21 protein-coding genes and 1 tRNA gene are annotated in these 26,012 nt (G+C 47.0%); 11 read left to right on the top strand and 11 right to left on the bottom strand.

Annotated features, from left to right (window positions below; genetic code table 11):
• Positions 1–43: 43 nt before the first annotated feature.
• The gene (locus Q1V85_RS17750; RefSeq protein WP_300601900.1) at positions 44–1,003 is read right to left on the bottom strand and encodes a hypothetical protein; all 960 of its coding nucleotides are present in this window, start codon (positions 1,001–1,003) and stop codon (positions 44–46) included.
• Between the two features lie 684 nt (positions 1,004–1,687).
• Here Q1V85_RS17750 and Q1V85_RS17745 point away from each other — a divergent pair.
• The 4 genes from Q1V85_RS17745 (at position 1,688) to Q1V85_RS17730 (ending at position 5,875) form a co-directional block, all read left to right on the top strand.
• Positions 1,688–3,034, top strand: a complete 1,347-nt coding sequence (locus Q1V85_RS17745) for an alkaline phosphatase family protein (RefSeq protein WP_300601899.1) — start codon at positions 1,688–1,690, stop codon at positions 3,032–3,034.
• Between the two features lie 229 nt (positions 3,035–3,263).
• Entirely contained in the window at positions 3,264–4,901 is a 1,638-nt protein-coding gene (locus Q1V85_RS17740) for a cytochrome c peroxidase (protein WP_300601898.1), read from the top strand.
• A 508-nt stretch (positions 4,902–5,409) separates the two neighbouring features.
• On the top strand, positions 5,410–5,727 hold the full coding sequence (locus Q1V85_RS17735; RefSeq protein ID WP_300601897.1) for a hypothetical protein: 318 nt from the start codon (positions 5,410–5,412) through the stop codon (positions 5,725–5,727).
• Entirely contained in the window at positions 5,720–5,875 is a 156-nt protein-coding gene (locus tag Q1V85_RS17730) for a hypothetical protein (protein WP_300601895.1), read from the top strand. The genes Q1V85_RS17735 and Q1V85_RS17730 overlap by 8 nt, the downstream gene beginning before the upstream one ends.
• 212 nt (positions 5,876–6,087) lie before the next feature.
• On the opposite strand, the gene Q1V85_RS17725 is transcribed toward Q1V85_RS17730, so the two are convergent.
• Positions 6,088–6,474: a hypothetical protein gene (locus tag Q1V85_RS17725; protein ID WP_300601894.1), complete on the bottom strand. Its 387-nt coding sequence runs from the start codon at positions 6,472–6,474 to the stop codon at positions 6,088–6,090.
• A 231-nt stretch (positions 6,475–6,705) separates the two neighbouring features.
• Between Q1V85_RS17725 and Q1V85_RS17720 the strand changes: the two genes are divergently transcribed.
• Positions 6,706–7,149 (top strand): GNAT family N-acetyltransferase, encoded by a 444-nt coding sequence (locus Q1V85_RS17720; protein WP_300601893.1) that lies wholly within the window; start codon positions 6,706–6,708, stop codon positions 7,147–7,149.
• A gap of 137 nt (positions 7,150–7,286) precedes the next feature.
• Here the strand turns inward: Q1V85_RS17720 and Q1V85_RS17715 are convergent, their stop codons facing one another.
• The 4 genes from Q1V85_RS17715 to Q1V85_RS17700 form a co-directional block, all read right to left on the bottom strand.
• Complete coding sequence (locus tag Q1V85_RS17715; RefSeq protein ID WP_300601892.1) at positions 7,287–7,730, bottom strand: hypothetical protein; 444 nt, start codon at positions 7,728–7,730, stop codon at positions 7,287–7,289.
• Positions 7,731–8,026: 296 nt separating this feature from the next.
• Positions 8,027–8,653 (bottom strand): response regulator transcription factor, encoded by a 627-nt coding sequence (locus Q1V85_RS17710; protein ID WP_300601891.1) that lies wholly within the window; start codon positions 8,651–8,653, stop codon positions 8,027–8,029.
• 36 nt (positions 8,654–8,689) lie between these two features.
• Complete coding sequence (locus Q1V85_RS17705) at positions 8,690–11,632, bottom strand: sensor histidine kinase (RefSeq protein WP_300601890.1); 2,943 nt, start codon at positions 11,630–11,632, stop codon at positions 8,690–8,692.
• Positions 11,633–11,987: 355 nt separating this feature from the next.
• Positions 11,988–12,380, bottom strand: coding sequence for a helix-turn-helix domain-containing protein (locus tag Q1V85_RS17700; protein WP_300601889.1), 393 nt, complete (start codon positions 12,378–12,380; stop codon positions 11,988–11,990).
• 125 nt (positions 12,381–12,505) lie between these two features.
• Between Q1V85_RS17700 and Q1V85_RS17695 the strand changes: the two genes are divergently transcribed.
• From Q1V85_RS17695 to Q1V85_RS17685, 3 genes are read left to right on the top strand one after another with little or no spacing between them, the layout of a single operon-like run.
• A complete protein-coding gene (locus Q1V85_RS17695; RefSeq protein ID WP_300601888.1) occupies positions 12,506–13,054 on the top strand; it encodes a YceI family protein in 549 nt (182 codons plus the stop codon).
• A 10-nt stretch (positions 13,055–13,064) separates the two neighbouring features.
• The gene (locus tag Q1V85_RS17690; RefSeq protein WP_300601886.1) at positions 13,065–13,487 is read left to right on the top strand and encodes a pirin family protein; all 423 of its coding nucleotides are present in this window, start codon (positions 13,065–13,067) and stop codon (positions 13,485–13,487) included.
• Positions 13,477–13,935, top strand: a complete 459-nt coding sequence (locus Q1V85_RS17685) for a pirin-like C-terminal cupin domain-containing protein (protein ID WP_300601885.1) — start codon at positions 13,477–13,479, stop codon at positions 13,933–13,935. Before Q1V85_RS17690 ends, Q1V85_RS17685 begins: the two co-directional genes overlap by 11 nt.
• Positions 13,936–13,944: 9 nt before the next feature.
• Here Q1V85_RS17685 and Q1V85_RS17680 read toward each other — a convergent pair whose 3' ends face one another.
• Entirely contained in the window at positions 13,945–14,277 is a 333-nt protein-coding gene (locus Q1V85_RS17680; RefSeq protein WP_300601884.1) for a hypothetical protein, read from the bottom strand.
• 152 nt (positions 14,278–14,429) lie between these two features.
• On the opposite strand from Q1V85_RS17680, the gene Q1V85_RS17675 reads away from it, so the two are divergent.
• The 3 genes from Q1V85_RS17675 to Q1V85_RS17665 are packed head-to-tail and all read left to right on the top strand — an operon-like array spanning position 14,430 to position 19,890.
• Complete coding sequence (locus Q1V85_RS17675) at positions 14,430–15,164, top strand: Error-prone repair protein ImuA (RefSeq protein WP_300601883.1); 735 nt, start codon at positions 14,430–14,432, stop codon at positions 15,162–15,164.
• Position 15,165: 1 nt separating this feature from the next.
• Complete coding sequence (locus Q1V85_RS17670; RefSeq protein ID WP_300601881.1) at positions 15,166–16,662, top strand: DNA polymerase Y family protein; 1,497 nt, start codon at positions 15,166–15,168, stop codon at positions 16,660–16,662.
• A gap of 12 nt (positions 16,663–16,674) precedes the next feature.
• On the top strand, positions 16,675–19,890 hold the full coding sequence (locus Q1V85_RS17665; protein WP_300601879.1) for an error-prone DNA polymerase: 3,216 nt from the start codon (positions 16,675–16,677) through the stop codon (positions 19,888–19,890).
• Positions 19,891–19,926: 36 nt separating this feature from the next.
• Here the strand turns inward: Q1V85_RS17665 and Q1V85_RS17660 are convergent.
• From Q1V85_RS17660 to Q1V85_RS17645, 4 genes are all read right to left on the bottom strand, one after another.
• Positions 19,927–19,999, bottom strand: a tRNA-Thr gene (locus Q1V85_RS17660).
• A 197-nt stretch (positions 20,000–20,196) separates the two neighbouring features.
• Complete coding sequence (locus tag Q1V85_RS17655; protein WP_300601877.1) at positions 20,197–21,129, bottom strand: NAD(P)/FAD-dependent oxidoreductase; 933 nt, start codon at positions 21,127–21,129, stop codon at positions 20,197–20,199.
• A 386-nt stretch (positions 21,130–21,515) separates the two neighbouring features.
• Positions 21,516–23,552: a hypothetical protein gene (locus Q1V85_RS17650; protein ID WP_300601876.1), complete on the bottom strand. Its 2,037-nt coding sequence runs from the start codon at positions 23,550–23,552 to the stop codon at positions 21,516–21,518.
• Between the two features lie 943 nt (positions 23,553–24,495).
• Entirely contained in the window at positions 24,496–25,881 is a 1,386-nt protein-coding gene (locus tag Q1V85_RS17645) for a deoxyguanosinetriphosphate triphosphohydrolase (RefSeq protein ID WP_300601875.1), read from the bottom strand.
• Positions 25,882–26,012: the final 131 nt, after the last annotated feature.

Below are 26,012 nucleotides of genomic sequence, written 5' to 3'. Positions count from 1 at the left end.
GCAACGGGGTGTATCTATTCCAGATTGATTTTTAAAATGAGGTTCAGGGTTTAACAGGCCCGATGTATCTTTTGGCAATAACGAGGTTGGAGAATTTGATATGATGGGATGTTCCCTCGGGCGTGGTGTCGTCGTAAAACTCGATCCAGATATAATTGAGGTTCAGGTTTTCATTTATTCTCCAGCGAAACCCTTCAAAGGGCTGCCCGGTTTTATCATTCATCCAGGAATCAGCCTGCCATTTGCCGTTTGGAAAACCGGGGCCCCAATGCCCTACTACTGCGCCATCCTGCCAAACCTGCAGCGCTCCGTTTGACGCTGTTGCGGGATGGTTGAGCCGGATCATCAGCTCAATACAGGTCCATTCGTCCCAGGGGATCTTTTTCGATTGCGGGCTGCCGTTTATCATATCATTGCCATAGCATTTCCCCCGGGCGCCGGCCCGCATATCGCCCCAGTAAAGATAGGTGTCCATGTCATCGCGGGGGCCAACGGGTTCATAGGCTATAGAGATCCGCTGATCTCCAAGCGCACAGGTGCCGGCCCGGGGATGCGGATACCGGGTAGCAGGAGCATAGCCGCCGACCCAAACCGATTCGTGGTGGATATATCCTTTCGAATCCGACGGGTATTTTACATAATATCTTACGTAGAGGACGCTATCGAATCCCGGGTCAAACCGCCGGAATAAATGCCCTCCGTCGTTTTTTCCTCCCTGGTTGGTCATTTTAAGGGCTACGCAACCTTTGGCCGGAACATCCACGCTATCCAGGCTCATTCCTGCGCTGTTAACAACATCCGTATACCGGGCCAGTATATTGGGCATACCATCATTAAATTTTTCTGCATAAAGTACATCTGGGTCCTGCTCAATGCCCACATCATTGGGGTATTGTGCTGCAAGGGAGCTGCCCGGATGGTGCCGGTTGGGCTCGTGTAGCGGTTTAAAGCCGGCAATGCCAGCCAGTACCACCAGGATGCAGGTAAGTAGTTTCACTGTCATAAATAGATATAGAAACTTTCGAAGGGTTTGTACCCGGCCAACTAAATATACATAAAATTCAGGGTTGATACTATTGCGAAAAGGATAAGTATAAAAAGGTTGTGTTTTCTCTGTATGCAAGCCGAAGTAAAAATAAAATGCAGATAGGGTTCTTATACTGATATGGGCGATGGGTACTGCGTTTGCGCTATCTTTTTGTTATTGACCGCCCGTTCAAAATTTAAAAATATTCGCAGATGTTGTCGCATCAGTATGCCTATACATTAAAAAATCACCGGCCCCTAATACCGTTTAGTTGTGCCGGGGGCTGCCATATATGTCGTTGGTTGCAACAGCATCCCCGGGAAGATCCCCGTAGATACAGACGTTTTACCGTACATATAAAATGAAGGGAGGGCCAGCCGCCGGATGATTGTTTTATAACAAAATATGGTAAGTTTGTAACGGATACAAAAGGAACAGGGATTTTTAAGAACGATTGTGAAACACTCAGTGTATAGGTGATCGGCCGTCACTTTAATTATAAGAATCTCTCTTAAAAAAAATCGCAATACGTTTTTGGGATGCGTCATTTTGCACTGCATAGCGCCCTAACCGGTTTTCTTAATTGACGGATTGTGATAAAACCTTTCATCGGGATCCGTCTTTTTATTTATACTTGAATCTTCAAAAAAGGGGTACAGCATGACGATACAGCGACTTTTTTTTACCAACATTCTTATTTTAGGAATCACCGGTTGTGGAACCGGTAAAAAATTACAACGGCAGAACGTTTCATTTGATGAAGGCATCCGTCAGATCAATCATGTAGTGGTTGTTTATATGGAGAACCATAGCTTCGATAACCTTTATGGTGAGTTCAAAGGAGCGAATGGTATTAAAAATGCACAAAAGGGCAATTTTGTTCAGGTTGATGAACAGGGACGCCCCTATACATACCTGCCCGAAATTCCAAGGAATAACGCTTTTCCGACCAACCTGCCGAACAAGCTTTTTAATATAGATCAATATGTTCCGTCCGATAAAAAAACGCCGGATGTTACCCATCGTTTTTATCACAACCAGTTACAGATTAACGGGGGAAAGATGGATAAATTTGCGGCATACAACGATTCTAAAGGGCTGGCAATGGGCTATTACAATACCAAAAAATTGCCGTTGTATCCGGTAGCACAACAATATACCTTGTGCGATAATTTTTTTCAGAGCGTTTTTGGCGGTTCCTATTTTAACCACGTATACCTGATTGCAGCTGCTGCGCCGGTATGGAAGGATGCTCCAAAATCATTAGTTGCGGATGTGGACGATAAGGGCAGGATGATAAAAGATGGCATCGTTACGCCGGATGGTTATGCGGTGAATCATGTGCTTTCCCGGAACAAGCCATACCCTTCTAAATCGGATCTTTCCAAATTGCTGCCTTCTCAAACAATGCCTACCATTGGCGACCGGCTGAGTGAAAAAGGTGTTTCCTGGGCCTGGTATTCCGAAGGGTGGGATGATGCAGTAGCCGGAAGAAAAAACAATTTTGCATACAATCATGAACCCTTCCTGTATTTTGCCAAATACGAGGAGGGAACGGAAGGAAGAAAACATATGAAGGATCAGAATGATTTCCTTAGGGATGCAAAGGAAGGTACACTTCCCGCCGTTTCTTTTGTAAAACCCGGCGGAGGAAATGACGAACATCCCGGCAGTTCCGATGTATATTCTTCGGAGGAGCTGGCAGTGAAGCTGATCAATGCCGTATTAGACGGGCCCAACGCAAAAGATGCACTGGTGATCCTGACTTATGATGAGTTTGGTGGATATTTTGACCACGTGGCACCCCCGGTTATTGACAGATGGGGCCCGGGCAGTCGCATTCCTGCCATCGTTATCGGACCCTTTGCAAAAAAAGGGCATGTTGATCATACTCAATATGAAACCGTGAGCATTCTTTCGTTTATAGAACAGAGATGGGGAATAACGCCATTGGCAGAGCGGGATAAAAATGCAAACCCGTTTAGAAATGCCCTTATTTTTAAATAATCAACGTTCTTCCAGGCGGGCATGTGTTATGCGCAACAGGCTGGGGATTGTTGCTGTTCTGTTTACAGGGCTATCGATTGCAAGCTTCAGGCCCTTTTATGCAAATCATACAACTCAAACGGAAGCTGGCCGGCGTGTGCAAAAAATTCAAAAAACGGTCTTCAGCCAGATTACATCCTTTCGCAATTATGTAAACGATACGCTTCTTTTAGAAGTTAGCAAAAACCATGTGGATACGCAAGCGGTGCGGCATGCTTTTTTAAGATCAAGATTGTTGTTCAAAGAATTTGAATGGGCGGCCGCTTATTTTGCAGCCGATCTTACAGAACGGTTAAATGGGCCGCCGGTACAGGAGATCGAGAATGCAGACCTGCTGGATCCCTCTTTGGCCCGGGGCGTTGATCCGATGGGGCTGCAGGTGATAGAGGAATGGATCTACCCTGAATATGATACTGCCGGTAAAAACGAGCTGATCCGCGAAGTGCAGTATTTAATCACAAATACGGAGTACCTGGCTGCGTATTTTGCGGACCATCCGCTTGCCGACTGGCGGATCCTGGATGCCGCCAAATTAGAGGTGTTCCGGATCATTGCTTTGGGCATTACCGGATTCGACAATGGACTTTCGCTGAACAGCATGGAGGAATCTGCTGCAGCCTTAAAGAGTATACGGGGGCTGCTTTCTTATTACACAAATAAAGAAACGGCATTATTAAAGGACCTGGACGCTGCTATGGTGTACCTGCAGCGTCATCCGGACTTTGCCGCCTTTGACAGAGCGACCTTTATCACTCGTTTTGCGAACAAAATCAGTATTGGAATCGCACAATTAGAACAAACCTTACCTGGCCCTCAAATTCGATACAACCGGATGCTCCGGCAGAACGCAAGCACATTGTTTGATACGGATGCATTCAATCCCGATGCTTTTTCTCCCGGACCAGCGTTTCGTACTACAGCCTCCAGGGTGCAGTTGGGAGAAAAACTTTTTTATGATGCGGCATTATCCGGTACGGGTACAAGAAGTTGTGCTTCCTGTCACCGTCCTGATCTGGCATTTACAGACGGCCTGGGTAAAAATTCGGATATTCATAATCCTGCAAGGCTGTTAAAAAGAAATGTGCCTACCCTGCTCAATGCCGCCTTGCAGTCTAATTATTTCTATGATATGCGGGCCTTAACGCTCGAGGATCAGGTGCAGGATGTAATCCATAACAAAACGGAGATGGATGGTTCGATGGATGCCATTATAAAGTATGTTGCTGCGGATACTTCATACCGGTCATTATTTCAAAAGGCGTTCCCCGAAAAAGGAGCAGGGGAAATCGGATCAAATGAAGTAGCCAATGCACTTGCCTCCTATATCCGCAGCCTTACAAGACTCAACAGCCGGTTCGACGAGTATATGAGGGGTAATGAACAGGCTTTGTCTACCCGGGAATTGAAGGGCTTTAATTTGTTTATGGGAAAAGCAAAATGTGCCACCTGTCATTTTATACCCTTGTTCAATGGCAGCATGCCCCCAAAATATGTGGTGAGCGAAACGGAAGTGCTGGGTGTTCCGGCATCCCTGGCAGATTCTACATTGGATCCGGACCAGGGGTATTATGAGGTGATTGGAGTTGACTCTTATAAGTATGCGTTTAAGATTCCCACTATCCGGAATATCAGCAAAACCGCTCCCTATATGCATAACGGTGTATACCAGACACTGGACCAGGTAATGGAATTTTATAATAACGGGGGTGGTGCGGGACTAGGCATACATCTTTCGAATCAAACACTTCCTGAAGAAAAACTTCACCTTACAGATACGGAAAAAGAAGCGGTCATTGCTTTTATCAAGAGCCTGGAAAATAAAGGATAAAAGATGTGTGCGCCTGGCTGCCTGGCGCGTGCAATTATAACCGGCATCATCACCACGATTTAAATAGCCCGTATCCGTTCCATTCCTTTTATAATAAACGGGTATCTATTTTATTATATTGATATACGGCCATCATAAATAGTTTATTTATTCTCGTGTAAACCCAGCCATTTCTTCTAACGTAAGCCGCACTCTTAAGCAGCAACGGCATAAAGCAGATTGATGATTAAAGTTGTGCATAGTCCCCCATGGCGTAAAATGACTCTTTTAAGGTACAAAATACACTTTTTCTGCCGGGGGTATTCCGGTTCCTTTGCACTCAAAATAATAAATGTGATGTATACAAAAAAAAATGCCGTCGATAGGGGGGAGAAATATTGCATGGTCACCGGAAGCGCCATATAAACATTTCAGCCTGATGAATCGGGATGCCTCAATGCTCCTCAATGCCGGGATTCTTCATTGAAAATTATTAGGTTCAAAAACATTGATCCCACAAACAAATGATATGAAAAAGAAGAACGTTTGGATCTGTCTGTTCCTGTTTTTAGTTGCCGCCTGTACCAAGCCGGACCCCGCTTCTCCTGTCGCATCTGCAGCGCTGGTAACTGCGCACGGTACTCCCAGCGGTGCTGCCGTTACCAAAACGATTGGTGTTTCAGGAGGCTCTATCGTAAGCGAAGATGGCAATTTCAGCATTATTATTCCTGCCGGAGCACTTGCTGGTGACCAGGAAATATCGGTGCAACCCGTAATAAACCAACTACCCGCAGGATATGGCAGGGCCTACAGAAACCATTATACCCTTACGGTTTTCCATGTCTGACAAAAATGCTTCCATAAAGGCTGGAGAAATGCCCTTAAAAACCGGAACCGGCATGGCTTCCGGTCTTTACTTTGATGCGCCCGATTATGTGCCGGCAAATTTTACAGCCCACCTGCATTGGGATGAGGCCCGGGCAAAAGACCAATAGCTAAAAAGTGAAAGAATCGCCCGCTAAAACGGCAAATAAAAGAAGAAACAATTATTATGCACGGCGTTTATGTTGTATAGGCCTCGGTCCGGTTCTGTTCCTGGTATTTAACCATGGGGCTTACTGCCGGAAACCGGAAAGCGATAAGATGCGATTGAACTAAGGTTGTTGTTGTGGATGAACCCGGTGCTTTTCGCAGAGGGATCTGCCTGTTACAACAACGGCTTAGCCTCCTTTTCTCTTGAGAATTTGTTTTTATCGTTTCGATAAATGGTAAAGTCTTCATTGTCTATACTTACAACACGAATCGTTTTATCGACGCCGATCTTGATAAAAACAGACTCCAGGTAGGTGATGGCCTTCTCCATTTCAAACTCATACAGACTGATATCACTTTCTTTGCGGATGACCTGTTCGTCGTAGTCAACAATTTCCTGAACAACCAGGTCGGTCATTTCATGCGTGCCCGGTTGCAATAGTTCGTCCCGGGTTTTCCTTAACTGGGCTACTTCATCCTCCATTCGGGCGATGTCGGACATAAGTTTTTCGTAGCTCAAAAATGCGGTGGCAATCCGGGTAGTCTGGGTTTTTGAGGACATCACAACAATGTTTTACTAAAATTAAAAAGTATTTGCGGGATGGCCAAACCCGCGGGATTGCGGAATCACCTCATTTCTTGCAGCCACTTATCGTTACTCGTAGGGCTTCTGCTTCCGGTTGCCGCATACGCTGCTTTATGGCTCATAAAAAACAGTTTGTTCTTCAATGCGTTTATTGTAATAAATTACAAAACAAACAATGCTCCATTAAGCTATAAAATCATAATACCGATGATCAGGGAAGCCATAACAAATGACATACCGCAAATACAGGCTGTTAGAAATGCAGTGAAGGAGAATACCCTTTCTGACCCCAATCTTGTAACAGACCAGGATTGTGAGGCCTTTATAACACAACGGGGAAAAGGATGGGTGTATGAAACAGCGGGTCGCGTTGTAGGGTTTTCCATTGCCGATCTGAAGGATCATAATATCTGGGCTTTATTTGTACATCCGGAATATGAGAGAAAAGGCATTGGTAAGCGCTTGCATGATGCAATGCTGAACTGGTATTTTATGCAAACGCCTCAAACCGTTTGGCTGGGTACAGCACCGGGTACAAGGGCCGAAGCTTTTTACCGGAAGGCTGGCTGGACGGAAACCGGCATGCACGGGAAGGGGGAAATCAAATTTGAAATGACCGCCGAAAAATGGAACGCAATGAAGAACGGCTGACATCCATCAGGAGCTATATGCACGTTGGCATTTGCGGTATTTTACCGTACTCTGTATAAGGCAAAGGCAGTCCCTTGTTGCCGGATCGTGAACAGGGACTGCTTCTTTCCGAAAGGTCTGATATAGCCGGCGCACCCTTATGGTTCGGCGCGCGTATATTTTTTTGACGAAATTACATCGCCGTTCAGATCAGAAAGTACAATAAACAAGTGCTGGTCATTGCGTATCGAAAATGTGTACGTAAGCGCATCTTTCGTATACAACTCCGTTACTCCATAGATCTCGCAGCCTTTGTATTGTTTCCGGATCCGCTGCCGAACAAATACCGGTAATCCGTCTTCCTTGTAGTACCGTATGGTTTGAATAAGATTACCCGCATTATCGAACCGTGCTTTCATCAGCTTTCCCTCTGCCTGGAATGAAACATCGGAATACTCTTTGCCCGCTACCCAAACTACATTCTGCACATTACTGAAAAGGGCGTTAAAAGATTTCAGCGGCCGTTCTCCAATAATGGGGTTTGTTGCAAACGCTCCGGAGCTTAAACAGCAGAGGAATAAAAAAAAAGTAAATCGTTTCATGACGTATATTTTTGATTCATTAATGATCAGGTTGCTTTTATAAAAGTAGCGCCATTTAAAAAAAATGCACTCCCCCGTTAAGCGTGATTTTTGCTACCCACACGTATAAGAAATGTTAAAATGGTCTGTGGCTACGGAACATGAAAAATACACGGGCAGCCATAATTGCCAGGGGCGGAATTTCGCCTGGAGAGCAATACCGGCGCATATTTCAGAGGAGTATAGAATATAAAAATCGCTTCCTGAAAAGGGGGATGAAAATATATAAGGATGATGGAATGCCATCTTCGAAAAGGTTAGATGTACCGGTCTTTACGTGCTACTTTAATGGCTTCATCCCGGGAGTTTACATCCAGCTTGTGATAAATGTTTTTAATATGCGATTTTACCGTTTCAAGATCGATAAATAACTGCGCTGCAATCTTTGACCGGTTCTTTCCATCGGCAATACATTCCAGGATTTCCGTTTCGCGCTTTGTCAGTGGTGAGTTCGGATTTTTTTGAAAGTGCTGCATAACCTGCATGGCGATGCCGGCGCTCATGGCACCGCCCCCCTTCATCACTTCCCGGATATGTTCCTTTATTTTGCTAAACGATGTATTTTTGGTCAGATAACCGGAAGCGCCATTCCTTAATGCCGTGAAGATAAGTTCCCCTGTTTCGTAAACGGTAAGCATAATGACCTGTACATTGGGAAGCTGCTTTTTTATAGCCGGAATGGCATCCACTCCTTTGATACCCGGCAGCTGAATGTCTAAAAGAATCACATCCGGCTGATCTTCTTCCAGGTGTTTCAGCGCCTCCTCGGCAGATGCATATGCACCGGAGGTATAAAAATCTTCGTCCGATTGCAACAGGCTGATGTATCCTTTGCGGATGATTTCATCATCCTCGATAATGCAAATGTTAATGATTGCAGGCATATCTGGTGTATACATGTTACCGGTGCTCATAAATTTTTATTGCTCTTTTGCTTTTTTTAAACTGAATACTAAACTGCAGGTAGTACCCTGGTTCCGGATAGAGTGGATCTGTACCCGGCCTCCGATCTTTTCCGCTCTTCGTTGAATATTGTTCAATCCGTTACCCCTGTTTTGATCTTTATTAAATCCAATTCCATTATCTGTAAAGTAAATACCGATGCTATCCGGATGCTCTTTCCGGCAAGCAATCGATACACAGGTGGCGCCGGCATGCCGCATGCTATTGCTGAGCAGCTCTTTAAATATCATGATGATGTGGCGATTATAGCCCGGTGGTATTTTTACGGTCGCATCTATATCCGAAAGACCGGTAAATACAAACTGAACTTCGGTATCACTGAAAAGCTCCACTCCTGTTTGGCGGATGGTAAGGAGCACATCATTCAGATGATCACTTTCTTTTGACAACGACCAGATGATCTCCTTGGTTCCTGTATAAAGGCCAAAGGCATTGGATTTTATTTGCCGGATGATCTTGATCTTTTCCTCATCTGCCGGGTCCGTTTTATATTGCAGCACATCTGCAAGGATGGAGATGCGGGTTAATTTATTTCCCAATTCATCATGAAAGTCTGCGGCTGTTTGCTCCCTTATCCGTTGCTGTTCCTGCTCTTTGATCTTGCGGATCTCCTTGCGCCGTTTACGTTTTTGATTGGTGTAAATAAGCTGTATGGCTCCGCCGATACCGATGAGGACAATTACCAGCAGGCCCTTAAACCATGCGGTTTTATAATAAGGCGTAATGATGGTAAAGGGGTATTCAACAGTGTTTGCGGAAGTAATGCCATCGTTGGTAACTGCCTTTACTTTAAAAATATACCGGCCGGGAGGCAGCCCCATATAATTTAAAGAGGTTTCATGCTGAAGCGGGGAGAACGCGGTATCATATCCCTCCAGTTTATAGGTATACAGCAGCGATGCAGGATCGCGCAGATAGATCCCCTTAAAGCTGAAAGAGATACTATTGTTGGCAAAAGCTATTTTCGGATGCCGGGGCAAATGTTCCCATGCAGAAAGCGGCTGTTCTTTGGCATTCCGGAATCCGGGGTAATCAACAGATTCGATGACCGTTACAGGTGCTCCCTCCGGTTTTTTTATATCGGAAGCAGGATCATACAAAAAGGCTCCTTTCGTTGTACCGATCCATATTGTTTGATCATCCCCTTCGATTATGGCATTTAGATTGGTTTCTGAAGGCTCATAACCGTCTGCTATATTAAACGGACGTACCTCGAATGTGTTGTTAGCACTGTTTAGCCGTACCTGCTGTACTCCGGAACTGGTTCCAACCCAAAGATTATCCCGGGAGTCTTTCATAATGGCAAAAATATTATTGTCTGCAAGCCCGTTGTCGCGGTTGCAGGTAAGCGTTTTGTTAAGGGCCCGGTCCCAAAAGAAAAGTCCCTCATCAAAACTGCCGATAACAATATACCGGCCCACCCGTTCAAAGCAGGAGGCATTAACGTCTTCCAATCCCGGAATATGTATCGGTTTTGCGGCTGCGGTGTCCTTGCATGAATAGATGAAGAAGCCTTTGCTGCCACCGGCTAATATGTCATTGCTGTCGAGTGCGATAGCGTTTACGGCGCCTTTGATTCCGCTAATCTTCTTCGCTCCGTTTCCTTCAATCCAGTAGCTGCCTGCTGTAGTAAGCACACATACCTTATTGCCATAAGCCTTAATGGTAAAAATGCCGGGCCGGTATTCCTTTTCAAGCAGAATTTCAGAAACATGACCATTGCTGATCTTTAACAGCCGGTTTTCCATGGTGCCTACATAAATATTTCCCCGAGGATCCGACCCCAGGCAGTTCACGCCCCCGGTCTTCTTTTTTAACGGATCGATTGATTGAAATGTTTTTTTTGCAGCGTTATATTTCAACAGGGCGCCCTCCCGGGTACCGGCAAACAGATCCCCGTTTTTATCCTTGGCAAACCCCATTACTACATTGCCAATAAGCCCGTTGTTTTTGTCGTATCTTATAAACGGACCACCCGAATATTTGAAGAGACCATCACCATCGGTACCGATCCATAAATTATGAGCAGCGTCTTTAAAAATAAGATGAACCCGGTTATCCGAAAGTCCGTTTAGCGCATTTAACTCCTGCTTCAACAACAGGGTGCGGCTATCGATCAGCAATGCGCCATGTGCGGTAGCCAGCCAAAGCGTACGGTCCTCGTCAATATTGATGGATGTAAAAGTGCCGGCGTATTGTTTACGCGCAACGATTTTTTCCTCCTGGATCTTTAACAATGTGCCTTTATTGGTAACCGCATAATAAATCCCATGGCTTTCCGTCATGGACCGTACAAACTCCCGGGGCATTAATCCCGGCACCCCGATGATTTTTGTCCAGTTGCCATTCAACAATTCATAAAAGCCCTGCTGGTAAATATAAACCCAAAGTCTTTTTTTTTGATCACGGTAGAAACAGGTAGGACTTTTACCTTCAGGGGGAAACGGTATCTTTTCCAGGCTTTGCCCTTTTATAACAAACAAGCCGTTCCATAAATCATAAGTGTAAATGTTACCGGTGGCATCTTCTGTGATTACGCTAAAATCATAATCTGCTTTTTGCTGTGGTATTTTGAGATTCCGGAACCCGTAACCGTCGTACCGCGATAAACCTTTGGCAGTACTGATCCATACATCCCCCCTGGAAGAGCTGTACAGCGCCACGATCACATTGGAATGCATACCGTCCTTTTTTGAAAACGTTTTAAAATGAACTCCGTCAAAGCGGTTCAGACCGGCAATTGTTCCAACCCATAAATAGTTACGCACATCCTGCGTGATACAGGTTACCTGCGACTGGCTTAAACCTTTTTCAACGGTAAAATTTTCAATGGGAAGACGTTGCGCCTGTGTTGCCTGAAAAGCAAGACAAAAAGAAAAGATGAAACAGATACGCCTCATTAATTTTATCATTTGAACCCATTCCTGATAAATATAAATCACGAGCGCCTGACTTAACTGTTAATTTTTATATATATTTATACAACAAAGGGCAGGCAGTGAAAACCACCTGCGTTGCAGATAACAAAAATCTACATGAGAAAATTCTTCGGTCTATCTTTTAAGCAGGCAATGCCTTTTTACGGATCACCTGCATTGTTGCTATCGAATCCTATTTCATGCTCAAATGTAAGCCAGATTACAAAAACGTAAATCCCCCGGGAAGGGGGATTCTTTGTGGACGTTCTTGTTTTAAAAATGCCTCCGGCAATTTTCAGTTGGAGGATGCGCAATGACCGTTAACAATACGCGCTCCTTATAAAACAGGATTTTTATTTTTGCGCATGCCTTTCTTAATGGTTTCGCGGTGCATGGAGCCCCAGGCGGAAAGGGCATCCAGTACATCTCCCAGCGTGCCGGAATATTCGGTTAACTCATAGCTGACCACCACGGGTGTACCGGTAAATACCCGCCGGTGCACAAAGCCATTCAATTCAAGATCTTTCAATTCAGCCGCAAGTGCTTTGGCTGAAATACCTTCTATGGATCGCTGTAATTCGTTAAAACGCTTGCTGCCGGTTTTTAAGGCCACAATTATCCGTAGTTTCCATTTTCCGCCAATGGCATATAGCGCGTCTCCAACGGCCATTAAATTGGCATTACATGCTTCGGCTGACAGGGGAACATCGCAACGATTCGATTTAGCCATGATCTGTTGTTTTAGAACTGCAAAGATACCCACTTACCCGTTGTATAGTGCTTACCTTTTGTATAGTGCTTACTTTTTGAAAGTAAGCTGAAATAACTTTGTGTTCTTAAACAAAAAAATAAATTATGGCACAAGTAAAATGGTTATCGGATCTTACGCATAGTGAACTGGGTTTTAAGATCCGGCATTTAATGATCAGTAATGTAACGGGTTCTTTCCGGGATTTTGAGGTAGAAGTGGATGCCCCCGGAGACGATTTCAGTGAAGCCCAGGTGAAACTTAAGGCGCGTATGGAGTCCGTATCAACCAATAATGAACAGCGGGATGCGCACCTCCGCCATTCCGATTTTTTTGAAGTGGAAAAATATCCCGAGCTTGAATTTGTATCAACGGGTATTACACGCAAAGATGCAGATACCTTCGCTTTGCGGGGTAACCTCACCTTAAAAGGCGTTACCCATCCGGTGGAACTGAAAGTAGAGCATAATGGTACCACAAAGGATCCCTGGGGTAATGAGCGGGCTGGCTTTTTTGTAACCGGTAAAATTGAACGCAGCCTGTGGGGGATTAATTTTAATTCCGTACTGGAAACAGGGGGTATTGCGCTGGGCGAGGAAGTGAAGATTCAGAGTGAACTGGAACTGGTAAAGCAGGCCGTGGCTACTCCTGCATAAAGAATCCATTATGAACATTGAAAGAGCGATCGTAAAAACTGAAACCCCGGAGGCCCGCCAGGGATTCCTGGGAGCCGGTCATACTGCCCGTCAACTGGTCGGTGCCGATTTTGCAGCCTCCGATCCTTTTATTATGCTGATGGATGATGTACTGGATAAAAAAGATTTTCAACCCGCAGGCGGAGCCCATCCGCATGCGGGTTTTGAAACCGTGTCGTTACTGCTGGAAGGGGAGATCGGTGATGAAGCGTACAAAATGCACAGCGGAGATTTTCAGCTGATGACTGCCGGAAGTGGTGTGGTGCATACAGAAACCATCGACCGGCCCATGCAACTGAGGCTGTTACAACTGTGGCTGAACCTACCCGCAAATACAGGAATGCCACACCAGGGTTCAGGACCTGCCGCTGAAGCAGGTGCCGGTGCTGGATGAAAAAGGCGTGCACATCCGGTTGTACAGCGGCTCGCTAAACGGGCTTACGGCTCCGGTGGCCAATTATGTGCCGCTGATCGTTGCTGATATTTCGCTGGAATCAGGTGCTACTACCTTGCTGGAGCTCCCTGCAGCGTATAACACATTTGTGTACATACTGGAAGGTGCGGTTACTGCCGGTACGAATGAACAATCGCTGAAGAAGGAACAAATGGGATGGCTGGATCTGTTTGATACAGCCGGGCAAAGCACATTAAAAATAGCTGCAAAAGAAGGAAAGGCCCGGCTGGTACTGTATGCCGGTGCACCGCTGAAAGAAACCATCGTAGTGCATGGTCCCTTTGTTGCCGACAGCGCAGATGTAATTCCCGGACTGTATCACCGGTACCGGTTGGGTCAACTGCCACATATTGCAACGGTTCCGGAGGCCCAGCGGATATTGCTTTAACCAGTGGTGCTATACCTGGGTTCTTACCACATCTTTTAAACTGCTATAACGTTTTTCTGCCGGCATGGGGTTTTCTCCGTTTTTTACCGGTCTGCTTCCAGGAGCTGCCGGTTGAAGCCTGTTTTCAAACATTGGGTTATGACCGGAAGAGCCAGCTCCTTCATATAATGGATTACGCGCAGTTGAGTCAGCCTGCGTGGCCTGTTGCTGCCGGGCAACGGTAACATTCATAGAAAGTCGTGCCGGCATGCCGGCACTAGTAATGATCCTGGAGTTGTTTACCTGGGAAAAGCCTGCCTGCGCCCAGGCCAGGATCATGCAAAGGGTAAGTATTTTTTTCATTGTTTTACGTTTAGTGTACTGGTATATCCCCTGCCGGGCATTTTTGTTACCCTTCCAGGATTAGTTTTAACACGAGCAAAAATTTAGCAAAATATTGCTAAATATATTAGCAAATCATTGTACCTTAGCTGTGGCTGCTGGCAGCCCGTTATATGGCACAGGCGCTGTTTCATACCACCCTTTTTCAACAACTGCAGGAAGAGCTGCTGTTGTTGCAGGGCCTGCGGGTTCCCCTGGATGCGGAGCTGCAGGACATCGGGCTGGGTATTATTAATCAGTCATTTCCACACCGGGCATTCCCGGTAGGTGCTGTGCATGAATTGATCAGCAGCAGTGCTGAAGATGCCGCCGCTACTACCGGCTTTATGGCGGGCCTGCTGGGCACACTTATGCGGAAGGGTACCTGTCTTTGGGTAAGCCGGCACCGGAGTATTTTTCCTCCCGCATTACGCTTTTTTGGTATTATGCCGGACCAGGTCCTTTTTGTAGAAGCCCCGGATCCCCAGCAGGCGCTTTGGGCCATCGAAGAAGGGCTTAAGTGCGCAACCCTCGCTGCGGTGGTGGGGGAAGTTGGAGCGCTAAGCTTCACTGCATCCCGCCGGTTGCAGCTGGCTGTAGAAAAAAGCCGGGTAACCGGGTTGATACACCACCGTACCAATCGTATAACGGAGAGCCAGGCATGTGTATCCCGTTGGCGGATCAAATCCATTGCCAGCAAGCCTCCGGAAGGATTACCGGGCGTGGGGTTCCCCTGCTGGAATGTGGAACTGTGCAAAATACGCAATGGCCGGCCGGGCAGGTGGAATGTACAGTGGACTCCACAGGGCTTTTCGGTGCTGGCAGAGCAAATTGCTGAGCAGCCGGTTATTATTAAAAAAGCGGGATAGCATGCGCCGGTATTTATCTATATGGTTTCCTGCACTGCTCGCCAACAGGGCACTGCGCCTCCGGCCTGGCCTAAAGAATATGCCGTTTATTATTGCTGCACCGGAACGGGGCCGGCTGATGGTAAAAGCCGCCAGCACGCCGGCTGTGAACAAAGGAATTGTACGGGGCATGGTGGTGGCCGATGCAAAAGCCCTGCTTCCTGAATTAAGATTATTTCATTACAAACCGGGTGCGGAAGAAAAATTATTGACCCGGTTAGCGGAATGGTGCCTTCGTTTTACGCCGGTGGTGGCCGCTGACCTGCCGGATGGGATTGTACTAGACATCAGCGGTTGTCCGCACCTTTGGGGTGGAGAGCAGCCCTACCTCAATACGATCATCCGTAAATTAAAGACCTCCGGCTACGAAGTGCGTACGGGCATTGCAGACACGGTAGGTGCCGCATGGGCGATGGCCCGTTTTGGAGCAGCAGATCTTATTGTAGCTCCCGGCCAACAGGAAACTGCGCTGAAACCGTTACCTCCCGCTGCTTTGCGGCTGGAACCGCTGGTATTGGAACGGTTACAAAAGCTGGGTTTTGCGGATATCGGAAGTTTTATTTCAATGCCTTCAACAGTATTACGCAGGCGCTTCGGACAGGCACTGCTTACCCGCATCGCGCAGGCCCTGGGTCATCTTCCGGAAGCACCGGTACCTTTGCAGCCCGCAATCGTTTTCCGGGAGCAGCTTCCTTGTACAGAGCCCGTACATACACGGGTTGCCATTGATATTGCCCTGGAAACATTATTGCAGCGGCTTTGCGATAACCTTCAGCGTGCCGGCAAAGGACTGCGTTCTGCTGTATTTAAGATCGACACCATAGATGGCCGGTTGCAGGAAATTTTTATTGGTACCAACCGGCCGGTGCGTAATACCGCGCATCTGTTGAAACTATTTGAACCCAGGATCTCCACCATCTCCCCGGGGATGGGTATTGAAGTGTTTACACTGGAAGCCCCGGCGGTGGAGGAACTGCTGGGCCGGCAGGAGGCCATTTGGAATACACTGGGGGGTGCAGATACCGGCACGGAACTGGCCGGTTTGCTGGACCGGATCGCCGGCCGGATGGGAGATGCCGCCCTGACGCGGTACCTGCCGGCCGAACATTACTGGCCAGAACGTTCCGTTGTTCGCGGCGGATTGTTTGAAAAGGGTACAACTGCCTGGCGTAGCGACCGGCCGCGCCCCGTATACCTGTTGTCTAAACCCGAACCTATTATTGTTGCTGCTCCGGTACCGGATTATCCGCCCATGCTTTTCCGTTACCGGGGAAAGGTGCATCATATAAAAAAAGCAGATGGCCCGGAACGTATTGAACAGGAATGGTGGCTGGAGCTGAACCTGGTACGCGATTACTATGTGGTGGAAGATGAAGAAGGCGCCCGCTACTGGTTGTTCCGGGAAGGTCATTATGGAGCAGAAAAACCGCAATGGTTCCTTCATGGATTCTTTGCATAAAAAAAGGTATACATGCCCTACACAGAATTACAGGTAACTACCAATTTTACATTTTTAAGAGGCGGATCACATCCCGAAGAATTGGTAAAACAGGCTCTTGAACTGAAGTATACGGCGCTTGCCATTACCGACCGCAATACCCTGGCAGGTGTGGTGCGTGCGTATGCTGCAGCAAAGGATACCACCCTGCGGATCATACCCGCCTGCCGGCTGGATCTGGCGGATGGCCCCGGCCTGCTGATTTATCCAACAAATAAAGAAGCCTACAGCCGGCTGTCTGCATTGCTTACAGAAGGGAATCTGCGTACGGAAAAAGGGAAATGTGTGCTGTATAAAGCCGATGTATACCGGTATGCAAAAGGAATGAAGTTTATTGTGGTGCCGCCGCCGGAATTAAATGCTGCGTTTGAGCTGGACCAGGCGTTTAAGGATGCAGTAAAGGAATACAGGAAGGCGCTGGGACAAGAGCTGTACCTGGGAGCCATATGTACTTACCAGGGCAATGACGCAAAAAAGTTGTTCCGGCTGGCGCAACTGGCAGAACAGTGCGGTGTTCCGGTGGTGGCCACCAATGATGTACATTATCATGAAGCAGCAAGACGGGAACTGCAGGATGTGCTGACCTGCATCCGCGAAAAGTGTACCATACAAACTGCGGGTTACCGGCTCTGTCAGAATGCTGAGCGGCATTTAAAGGATGAAAAGGAAATGCTGCGGTTGTTTCGCCTGTATCCGGATGCCATTGCCCGCACACAGGAAATAGCGGAAGCCTGCCAGTTCTCCCTGGGACAGCTCAACTATGTATACCCGGAAGAGCTTACAACGGAGGGCCGTACACCGCAGCAGGAGCTGGAATACCTGGCATGGAAAGGCGCGCAGGAAAAATTTACTCCCGCGGAGCTGTGTACCGTTGAAAAGAATATCAAAGAAGAGCTGGCATTTATGGAGCGTAAAAATTATGCATCCTATTTTCTAACCGTTTATGACCTGGTTCGTTTTGCACGCAGCAGGGAGATCCTCTGCCAGGGCCGGGGCTCTGCGGCTAATTCTGTTGTTTGTTATTGCCTGGGCATTACGTCGGTGAACCCGATAAAAATTAAATTACTTTTTGCCCGTTTTATGTCGGATGCACGGGATGAACCGCCGGATATTGATGTAGACTTTGAACATGAACGGCGGGAGGAGGTGATGCAATATATTTATGAAAAATATGGCCGCGACCGGGCCGGTATTGTAGCCACCGTAACACAGGTGCATTGGAAGGGAGCTGTAAGGGATGTGGCCAAGGTGATGGGCCTGTCGGCCGATGCGGTGGATCATCTGGCAAAATCGGAATATGAACTTACACAAGAGTGGACGGAGGGAAAATCAAGTACCAGCGGAGGTTTTATGGCCCATGATCCGCATCTTTTAAAAACACTGGAGCTTACCCGGCAATACATCGGCTTTCCCCGGCAGCTGGGGCAGCATACGGGAGGCTTTGTGATCACGCAAAATAAATTGTCTGACCTCTGCCCTATCCTGAATGCACGTATGGAAGACCGTACCTGTATTGAGTGGAATAAAGATGATATTGAGACCCTGGGCTTTTTAAAAGTGGATGTACTGGCCCTGGGGATGCTCACCTGCATTCGCAAAGGATTTGACCTGATCAAACAGCATCATGGCCCTGTGCTGACGCTGGCTACTGTTCCACCAGAAGAGAAAGAAGTATACGAGATGATCAGCCGGGCAGATACCATCGGTGTGTTCCAGATTGAAAGCCGGGCGCAGATGTCGATGCTGCCCCGGCTGCGGCCGGAAAACTTTTACGACCTGGTGATCGAGGTGGCTATTGTACGTCCCGGACCCATACAGGGCGATATGGTGCATCCTTACCTGCGCCGGCGTAATGGTGAGGAAGAAGAAATATACCCTTCTGCCGAATTAAAAACCATACTGGAACGCACCAGGGGGGTGCCCCTCTTCCAGGAACAGGCCATGGAGATCGCCATTGTTGCGGCTGGTTTTACGCCTGCAGAAGCAGATGGGCTGCGCCGCAGTATGGCAACGTTTAAAGCCCAGGGACAGGTAACAAAATGGCGTACCAAACTGGTAAACGGAATGGTGGCAAAAGGATATGAAAAGGAATTTGCGGAGCGGGTATTTAAACAACTGGAAGGTTTTGGAAGCTATGGTTTCCCGGAAAGTCATGCCGCCAGTTTTGCCCTGTTGGTATATATCTCTTCCTGGACCAAGCTTCATTACCCGGATGTGTTTTGCTGTGCGCTGCTCAACAGCCAGCCCATGGGCTTTTACCGTCCGGCGCAAATTGTCATTGATGCACAGAAACACGGCGTAGAAGTGCTTCCTGCCGATGTGAACCATTCCTGCTGGGATCATACGCTTGAAGAAAAAAAGGGCGCCTTTTGCCCGGTCCGTCTGGGTTTCCGTCAGGTAAAAGGAGTAAAGGAAGAAGAAATGCAGTTGCTGATCGAAAGAAGAAGGCATCCTTTTAGCAGTATTGTTCAGCTATCTGATGCCGGGATCTCCCAGGCTGCGCTGGAGTATCTTGCCGATGCAGATGCCTTCCGCTCGCTGGGGCTGGACCGCCGGCAGGCGCTTTGGGAAGTAGCCGCTTTAGCGGACAAGCCTTCCGGTGTATTTGAAGGACTGCCTTCTGAAAGCGCCACAGAACCCGTGGTGCAATTGCCTGCGCTGAGTGCGGCGGCTCATGTGCTGCAGGATTATAACAGTACCGCCCTGTCGCTAAAAGCCCATCCCGTAAGCTTTGCACGTTCCCTGCTTCAGAAACGGAGCATTGCACCCACCCGTATGTTAGAAGTGTGGCCGGATGGTGCTTTTGTACGGATCGCCGGCCTGGTGCTGGTACGGCAGCGGCCGCAAACGGCAACCGGGGTTTGCTTTATTACCATTGAAGATGAAACCGGCATTGCCAACCTGGTGGTATTTCATAAAGTATTTGAAACATACCGGAGGGAAATTTTACAGTCAAAACTGCTGATGGTTTCCGGGAAGATTCAAAAAGAGGGAACTGTGATCCATGTAGTGGTGAGCCGTTGTTACAATATGAATGCATTCTTACAGGATATGGTAGCTCCAGGTACAGAAGATCTCCGGCTGGCGGTTACCTCCTATATGGGAGAAATGGATCCTTCCGGAAAGAAAAAAGATATCGGGCAAAAAGCAGTACAGGGGGAATTATTCCCCTCAAGGAATTTTAAATGAACAGACGGCCGTTGTGCTGCGGTCTGTATTTTTATGAGCCAACCATGGGACTCGAACCCACGACCTGCTATTTACGAAACAGCTGCTCTACCAACTGAGCTAGGATGGCATTTTTTGGGAATGTAAAATATCCAATCTGATCTTCGTTCTTATCAAATATTCTTCACTTTTACATTTACTCCCGGCATCTCCGTAATGTAAAATAACGAATAAAAATTTAAAATTAAAAAGCAGGAGCTCCTGTTATGGCTAGTAATTTCCCTTCTTATCGAGTCTTGTTTTTTTATATGCTACATTGAATATTGCTCATTTTATCTTTTCCTGGCTGCCGGTAAAATCTTCCTGTGAAAGCTCATGATTGGCCATTGCGCCTGCAAGATTGCCTCCGGCTACGGCGTTGGCCACAGATCGCATCGGAGATACCGCATCGCCGCAGGCGAAAACACCGGGCACCGTTGTTTTTTGAAAAGCATCTGCCTGGATATGACCCTGTTCGGTAAAGGCGCAGCCCAACGCCGCAGGCAATGAGGTTTGTTGTTCAAACGGTACACGGGCATATAGTGCCTGTAAGGGTATGGCGGTACCATCTGTAAACAGCACCTGCTGCAGCTGTCCCCCGGTTTGTTGCAGGGCGTTGATCTCAGTTTGTACTACGGCGATGTTCCGTTGTTGTAACTGCTGCAGTTCTTCCGTTGTAAATTGTGCGGCTCCATTGGTAAGCACCGTCAGGTCGCTGGTAAGATTCCGGACGAGTGCGGCAAAGTGCAGTGCAATTGGTCCATTTGCCAGGATCCCTGTTTTATGATTGCGGAATTCGTACCCATGACAATACGGACAATGGATCACCGATTTTCCCCAGCAATCGGCAACCCCTTTAATTGCCGGAAGCAGGTCTTTAATGCCGGTTGCGAGGATCAGCTTCCGGCCATGAAATCTGTTGCCCGAATGTGTTGAAACAATAAAATGATTTCCTGATATTGTTACCGATGTTGCAAGGTCCGTGCGAAATTGTACGGTATGATACCGGGCCACCTGTTGCCGGGCCAGGGCCGCTATTTCAGCAGGCGGTTTACCATCCTGGGTAAGAAAGTTATGCGAATGCGGTGTAGTGGCGTTGCAGGGAGTACCGCTATCCAATACCAATACGTTTTTTAAAGACCGGCCCAACGCCATAGCTGCCGAAAGACCTGCATAGCTTCCTCCGATAATTACTACGTCAAAATGATTCTTTGTTTCCATAACATCCATTTAAGTGTTGATTGCAGAACGGTTCCTGAAAAGGCAAAACTAGTATTTATTTTTCATTTATGCAACTTTGTTGCATAAATGAAATTGAAGCGCCGGTTATTTTTCAAGGAACGAAGTGTGCCGCCTTTGAAATATCATCAGTGGATTTTGAGTTAGGTATAACTACAAGGAAAAAGACGGTAATGATAAAGCAATCATCAATGATTTTATTCAGCAGTTTGTTCCTGTAGATTATAATAAGGCAACGGCGCACATGCTGCAACAAAATAAAATAAGGCCTCCGGCAATTACCGGAGGCCTTATTTTATTGATATCTATTGTCGGATCAATTGCCGGATTCACCCTGGGCGAACGGCAATGGACCGGGCGATTATGAATTATTCCTGTACCGCCTGTATAACTTTGCTGTAGCTGTATTGTCCGTCTTTATCTACTTGTTTAATGCGGATGAACAATTTGGCATCGCTGTCGATAGATGATGCTTCCTGTTTTTTACAGGAGGTTGCTCCAAAGATACCCGTACCTAACAGGATGGTAAGCATCAGCATCCATTTGTTTCTGCGGTTTACCAGCAGCCCGGCAAAGGCCAGTACCGCAACAGACATACCCAGCAATCCGGTAGCGGCACTCTGGCTCATACCAAAGTTGTAGCTGATGGGCATATTAGAGTTGCCGTTGACAGCACTGCTCTTCACCGCTCCTATTTTTACAAACTCCTTACCGTCTTTTGACGCTTCAATTTCAAAATGACTGTTGTTCTGTTCGGTGAGTGTGGTAAAGTTTACCTGGAGCTGACTGCCCCGGATGCTTGCACTTACTTTGTCGAATGTAGCCGGTAAAAAGATATCTTCTGCCTTGATCACAATTTCTGAAGAAGTAATGCCGCAATCTCCTTTAGCGGTATATGTTACCTTAATACCCGCATTCCTTCCGGTAATGGTTAATAAACCTGCTTGTGTAATGGTTGCAGGGCCTGTTACTGTAAAGTTTCCACCAGCCGGTGTATATTCTAATTGTATCTGATCACCAATATGTACGGTACCCTGCGGAGGGAATAAGGTGGTTGCTCCGGAACTGGCTCCGCAGATATCCATTACTGCAGTTGCAGAAAAATTATAGGTGGTTTCGTTTTCGTTTGCATCAGAACCATCGGCCATGCTGCCATGTACCCTGTGTCCTACATAACCATAACGGCCGCTACATTTTTTAACCACCATGGAGGTATGTCCACCGGTTTCAACGGCTACAACCTGGTCAGCGCTGGTAAGTCCGCCGGGAGGCGTTGTAGGGTCATAGTTGTTATTGGCATTTCCCAATCCCAGCATATTGCGCTCATTATTACCCCATGCCCATACCACACCGGTATTGGTTATTGCATTTACTCCGCTTACGCCATAATTGTCATGCTCATTAGGACTGATCCAGGCGATATTGGAAAGGTCGGTATTGCTGCCGGACTTTACACGTACCCAGGATTTTCTTTCTGTTGTGCTACGGTCGCCCAGCTGCCGGTACGTATTGTTCCCAAGGCTGTAGATATACCCATCTGTACCCAGGATGTATTGGCTGCTTCTGGTAGTAGTACCCGTCATACCGATCATTTTTGGAATGATGGTATTACCGGAGTAGGACAATGTCATTTTTGTAGCGCGGTTGCGGTTTGTGCTGGTATTTGCATCACTAAGGTAAACATCCCGTCCCCAGGTCCACACCGTGCCATCTTTCTTTTGTGCCATTAAACCTCCGGGAGCACCTCTTACTGCTGCCACATTGCTGAGCACCGGGTTTCCGCTGCCGGATTCGGTTACCTGGTACCAGGTAGTTGATGAGCTGGCACTGTTGCCTGCACCACGCATATCACTGTTTTGAGAAAGCACCCATACATTACCGGAGCAGGTAAGAAGCGCCAGCGTTTGGTAGGTGCCGAACAGCATTTTTACATCCGTCGGGTTTACCCCGGAAGGCAGACCGCCGCTTACCTTGGCGAAACCGGTACCGCTTTTAAAAGCACTGCTTACAAGAATGCCTTCGTCACCCCAGATGAAAAGACCTGTAGTGGTTAATACGGTAAACTGCGCATTGTTCTGGCTGTTACTACCGCCGGCGATCTTTAAAATATCACCGGTAAGGCCGGAATAGTTTGCACTATTCAATTCGGCCGGTACCAGGTTGCTGGAAGAACCGTTGCTTTTTGTACGTTCGCCCCAAACCAATACCTTACCGCTTGCCTGCTTGGTAAGGGTGCTGTGAAACAGGCTTACCATATTATCATAGTCGATCGAATTGATATCGGTAACATTTAAATAAGAATTGCCGCAATTGCTGCATTGTGCATTGGCAATGGGGCCATAGAAGCCCGAAAGCAATACACATAGAAGTGTTAATAGTGCTGTTGGTGAAATTTTCCGTGTCATTTTCAAGTTCAGTTTTATTGTTTTTTTTTGAATGTTTGTTAAACCGGTCGATGACGGACAATACAGGGTGCAACCATGAAGCAGCGCTGTACATGTCAATCCATAATGAGCTGTTTGCAACGGCATTTAACGTAAACGCAAAGCCATTGCTATGCCATCTGTTCCTGCAACAGGGAACCAGGTTCCTGCTTCAGGTGGAGACAGTGCCTAATGTTTGATTAAAGGCGTGAAGTTTTCAAGAGCGCCTGCCTTTAACCCATTTAAACGTGCCCGGGTACGGTACTGCGACATGTGATCGCATAGTGGTTCTTTTCATAGTTGCGCTATGATCCATGCCGGATCCAAAGCTTGTTTGAAGGGTATAAGCCTGGCCGATATCCTGACGGTGACAACTGGCCTGGATGACGAGCCGCAAGACATCTGTAACAAATCAAAAAGGGAATAAGGAACACCAGCGTCCTGATGTAAAGTCCCTGCATAAAAGCTTCTGTTTTAGCAATGTTCCGGGGTTATTATCATCTTGCTTTTGAAACAATGATGATTGTGTTATTCCGGTAACCGTAGTTTATCATGAAACAGTCTTAGGCTAAAACTTCCTGTTTGATGTTAATCGGGTGCGAAAATAAACGGATTGTAATTGCGGTGCAAGAGAATTCGATGAGTGCCACTGTTTATTCGATAAGTTCGATTAATTATTGGGTGACTTCGAAATGGCGTTGTGAAAGAAACGGGTAAGCTGATTTATATTAAATCGATGAAATGCAGTGCTGGCGCATGTTTCAGGGGATTGATATACAGGTAAAAAATAATTTAAAGCGCTTTGTTACTATAATCGATGTATTGAAACCTGTATGCACAAAGGGTGACCTTATCGCATTAAAAGCAGTTCCCATCTGTTGAACAACATTACGCATAAGGTCTTTCCCTTTTTGTAAGGACATACTTACATTTCAATGCCCCTGAGCTTCCGGTACAACTTTAAGGCATATACATCCGTCATGCCGGAAATAAAATCAAGAATATGCATCACCTTCATATAAGGACTGCCGGCTTCATCAAATGTATATTGGGTAGGTAACAGCTCCAGTATTTTCTGGTGCTCTTTTTCCCGGCTTGCGGCGGGCGTTAATGCTGCGGTAACAAAATCTTCCACCAGTCCCGACATGATGCGGAAGCCGGCAATCTCCAGCTCCACTACCTTGCGGGCGTTGTAGAGTTTTTGCCGGGAAATAGCGGCAATCGTTTTTAGGGATTGTTCCAGTTCCGGGATGGCATCGATCAAACTTTTTTCAAATGTTCCGGCCAGGATGGAATCCTGGTTTTCCCAAAATACGCCGGTACATTTATAGATCAGTGTGCCGATAGACTTTGCCCGTAAATAGGCAATCGATTCATTGGGGTCACCGCTCAGATCATCGGCCACTCTTTTTACAGAATCCATATTGGACTTGGGATCTGCTGCAATAATAGAGAAAAACTGATCCCGCACATCATCATAGCTCAGGATACCTAAACGATGGGCATCTTCAAAATCAATAATATTATAACAGATATCATCTGCTGCCTCCACAAGAAACACAAAGGGATGGCGCTTATACACGATTTCAGAACCTGCTTCCGTATCGCGGATCATATGCAGTTCCTGTGCTATTTGCAAAAACACCTCTTCATCAATGTTGAAGTATCCATATTTTTTCCGGTGAAGCATGCCTTTTACAGAGGCCCGGGACTCGCAGGGATATTTAATGATAGAGCCCAGGGTACTGTAGGTAAGGCGAAAACCGCCTTTCATGCGCCCATTCTGCTTCATGGTAAGAATGCGGAGGGCGTTGGCATTTCCTTCAAAGGTGATGAGGTCTTTCCATTCTGCCGGGCTGAACAATTGCTTAAAGGCAATATCATCCGGGTGCGCAGATTGGTGCCGTTTTTTAAAATATTTGGAAATGGCGTCTTCTCCTGAGTGACCAAAGGCGGGATTTCCCATGTCGTGGGCCAGGCAGGCCGCTGCAATAACATATTTCAGATCGCTGGTATAAAAAGTAGCGGCATCCGGGTCTTTTTCAACCGCTGGTAACGTAGCGATTTTTTCACCGATCAAACCACCCAAAGAACGGCCCACACTGGCTACTTCCAGCGAATGGGTAAGCCGGTTATGCACAAAGATCTCCTCCGGAAGGGGAAATACCTGTGTTTTGTTCTGCAGCCTTCTGAAGGGACTGGAAAAAATAATGCGATCCCAATCGCGTTCAAAATCACTCCGGATATCCCGGGTTGCTTTATCGATCCCATATCTTTTTGAAGAAAAACAATTGTTCCATGTCATTGCCATAATCGCAAATTTAAGCCTTGTTACGATAACCCTGCCGGGCTTCGAAACAGGATAATTGGCATCCGGATTCATTACACTGTTAATGCTCCAGGACTGGCCTTGCTCCCTGCTTAATATTGAACCGTAATGAG

It is taken from the genome of Niabella sp., assembly GCF_030150205.1.
Taxonomy (GTDB): Bacteria; Bacteroidota; Bacteroidia; order Chitinophagales; family Chitinophagaceae; genus Niabella.
This window is presented reverse-complemented; position numbering and strand designations above follow the sequence as displayed.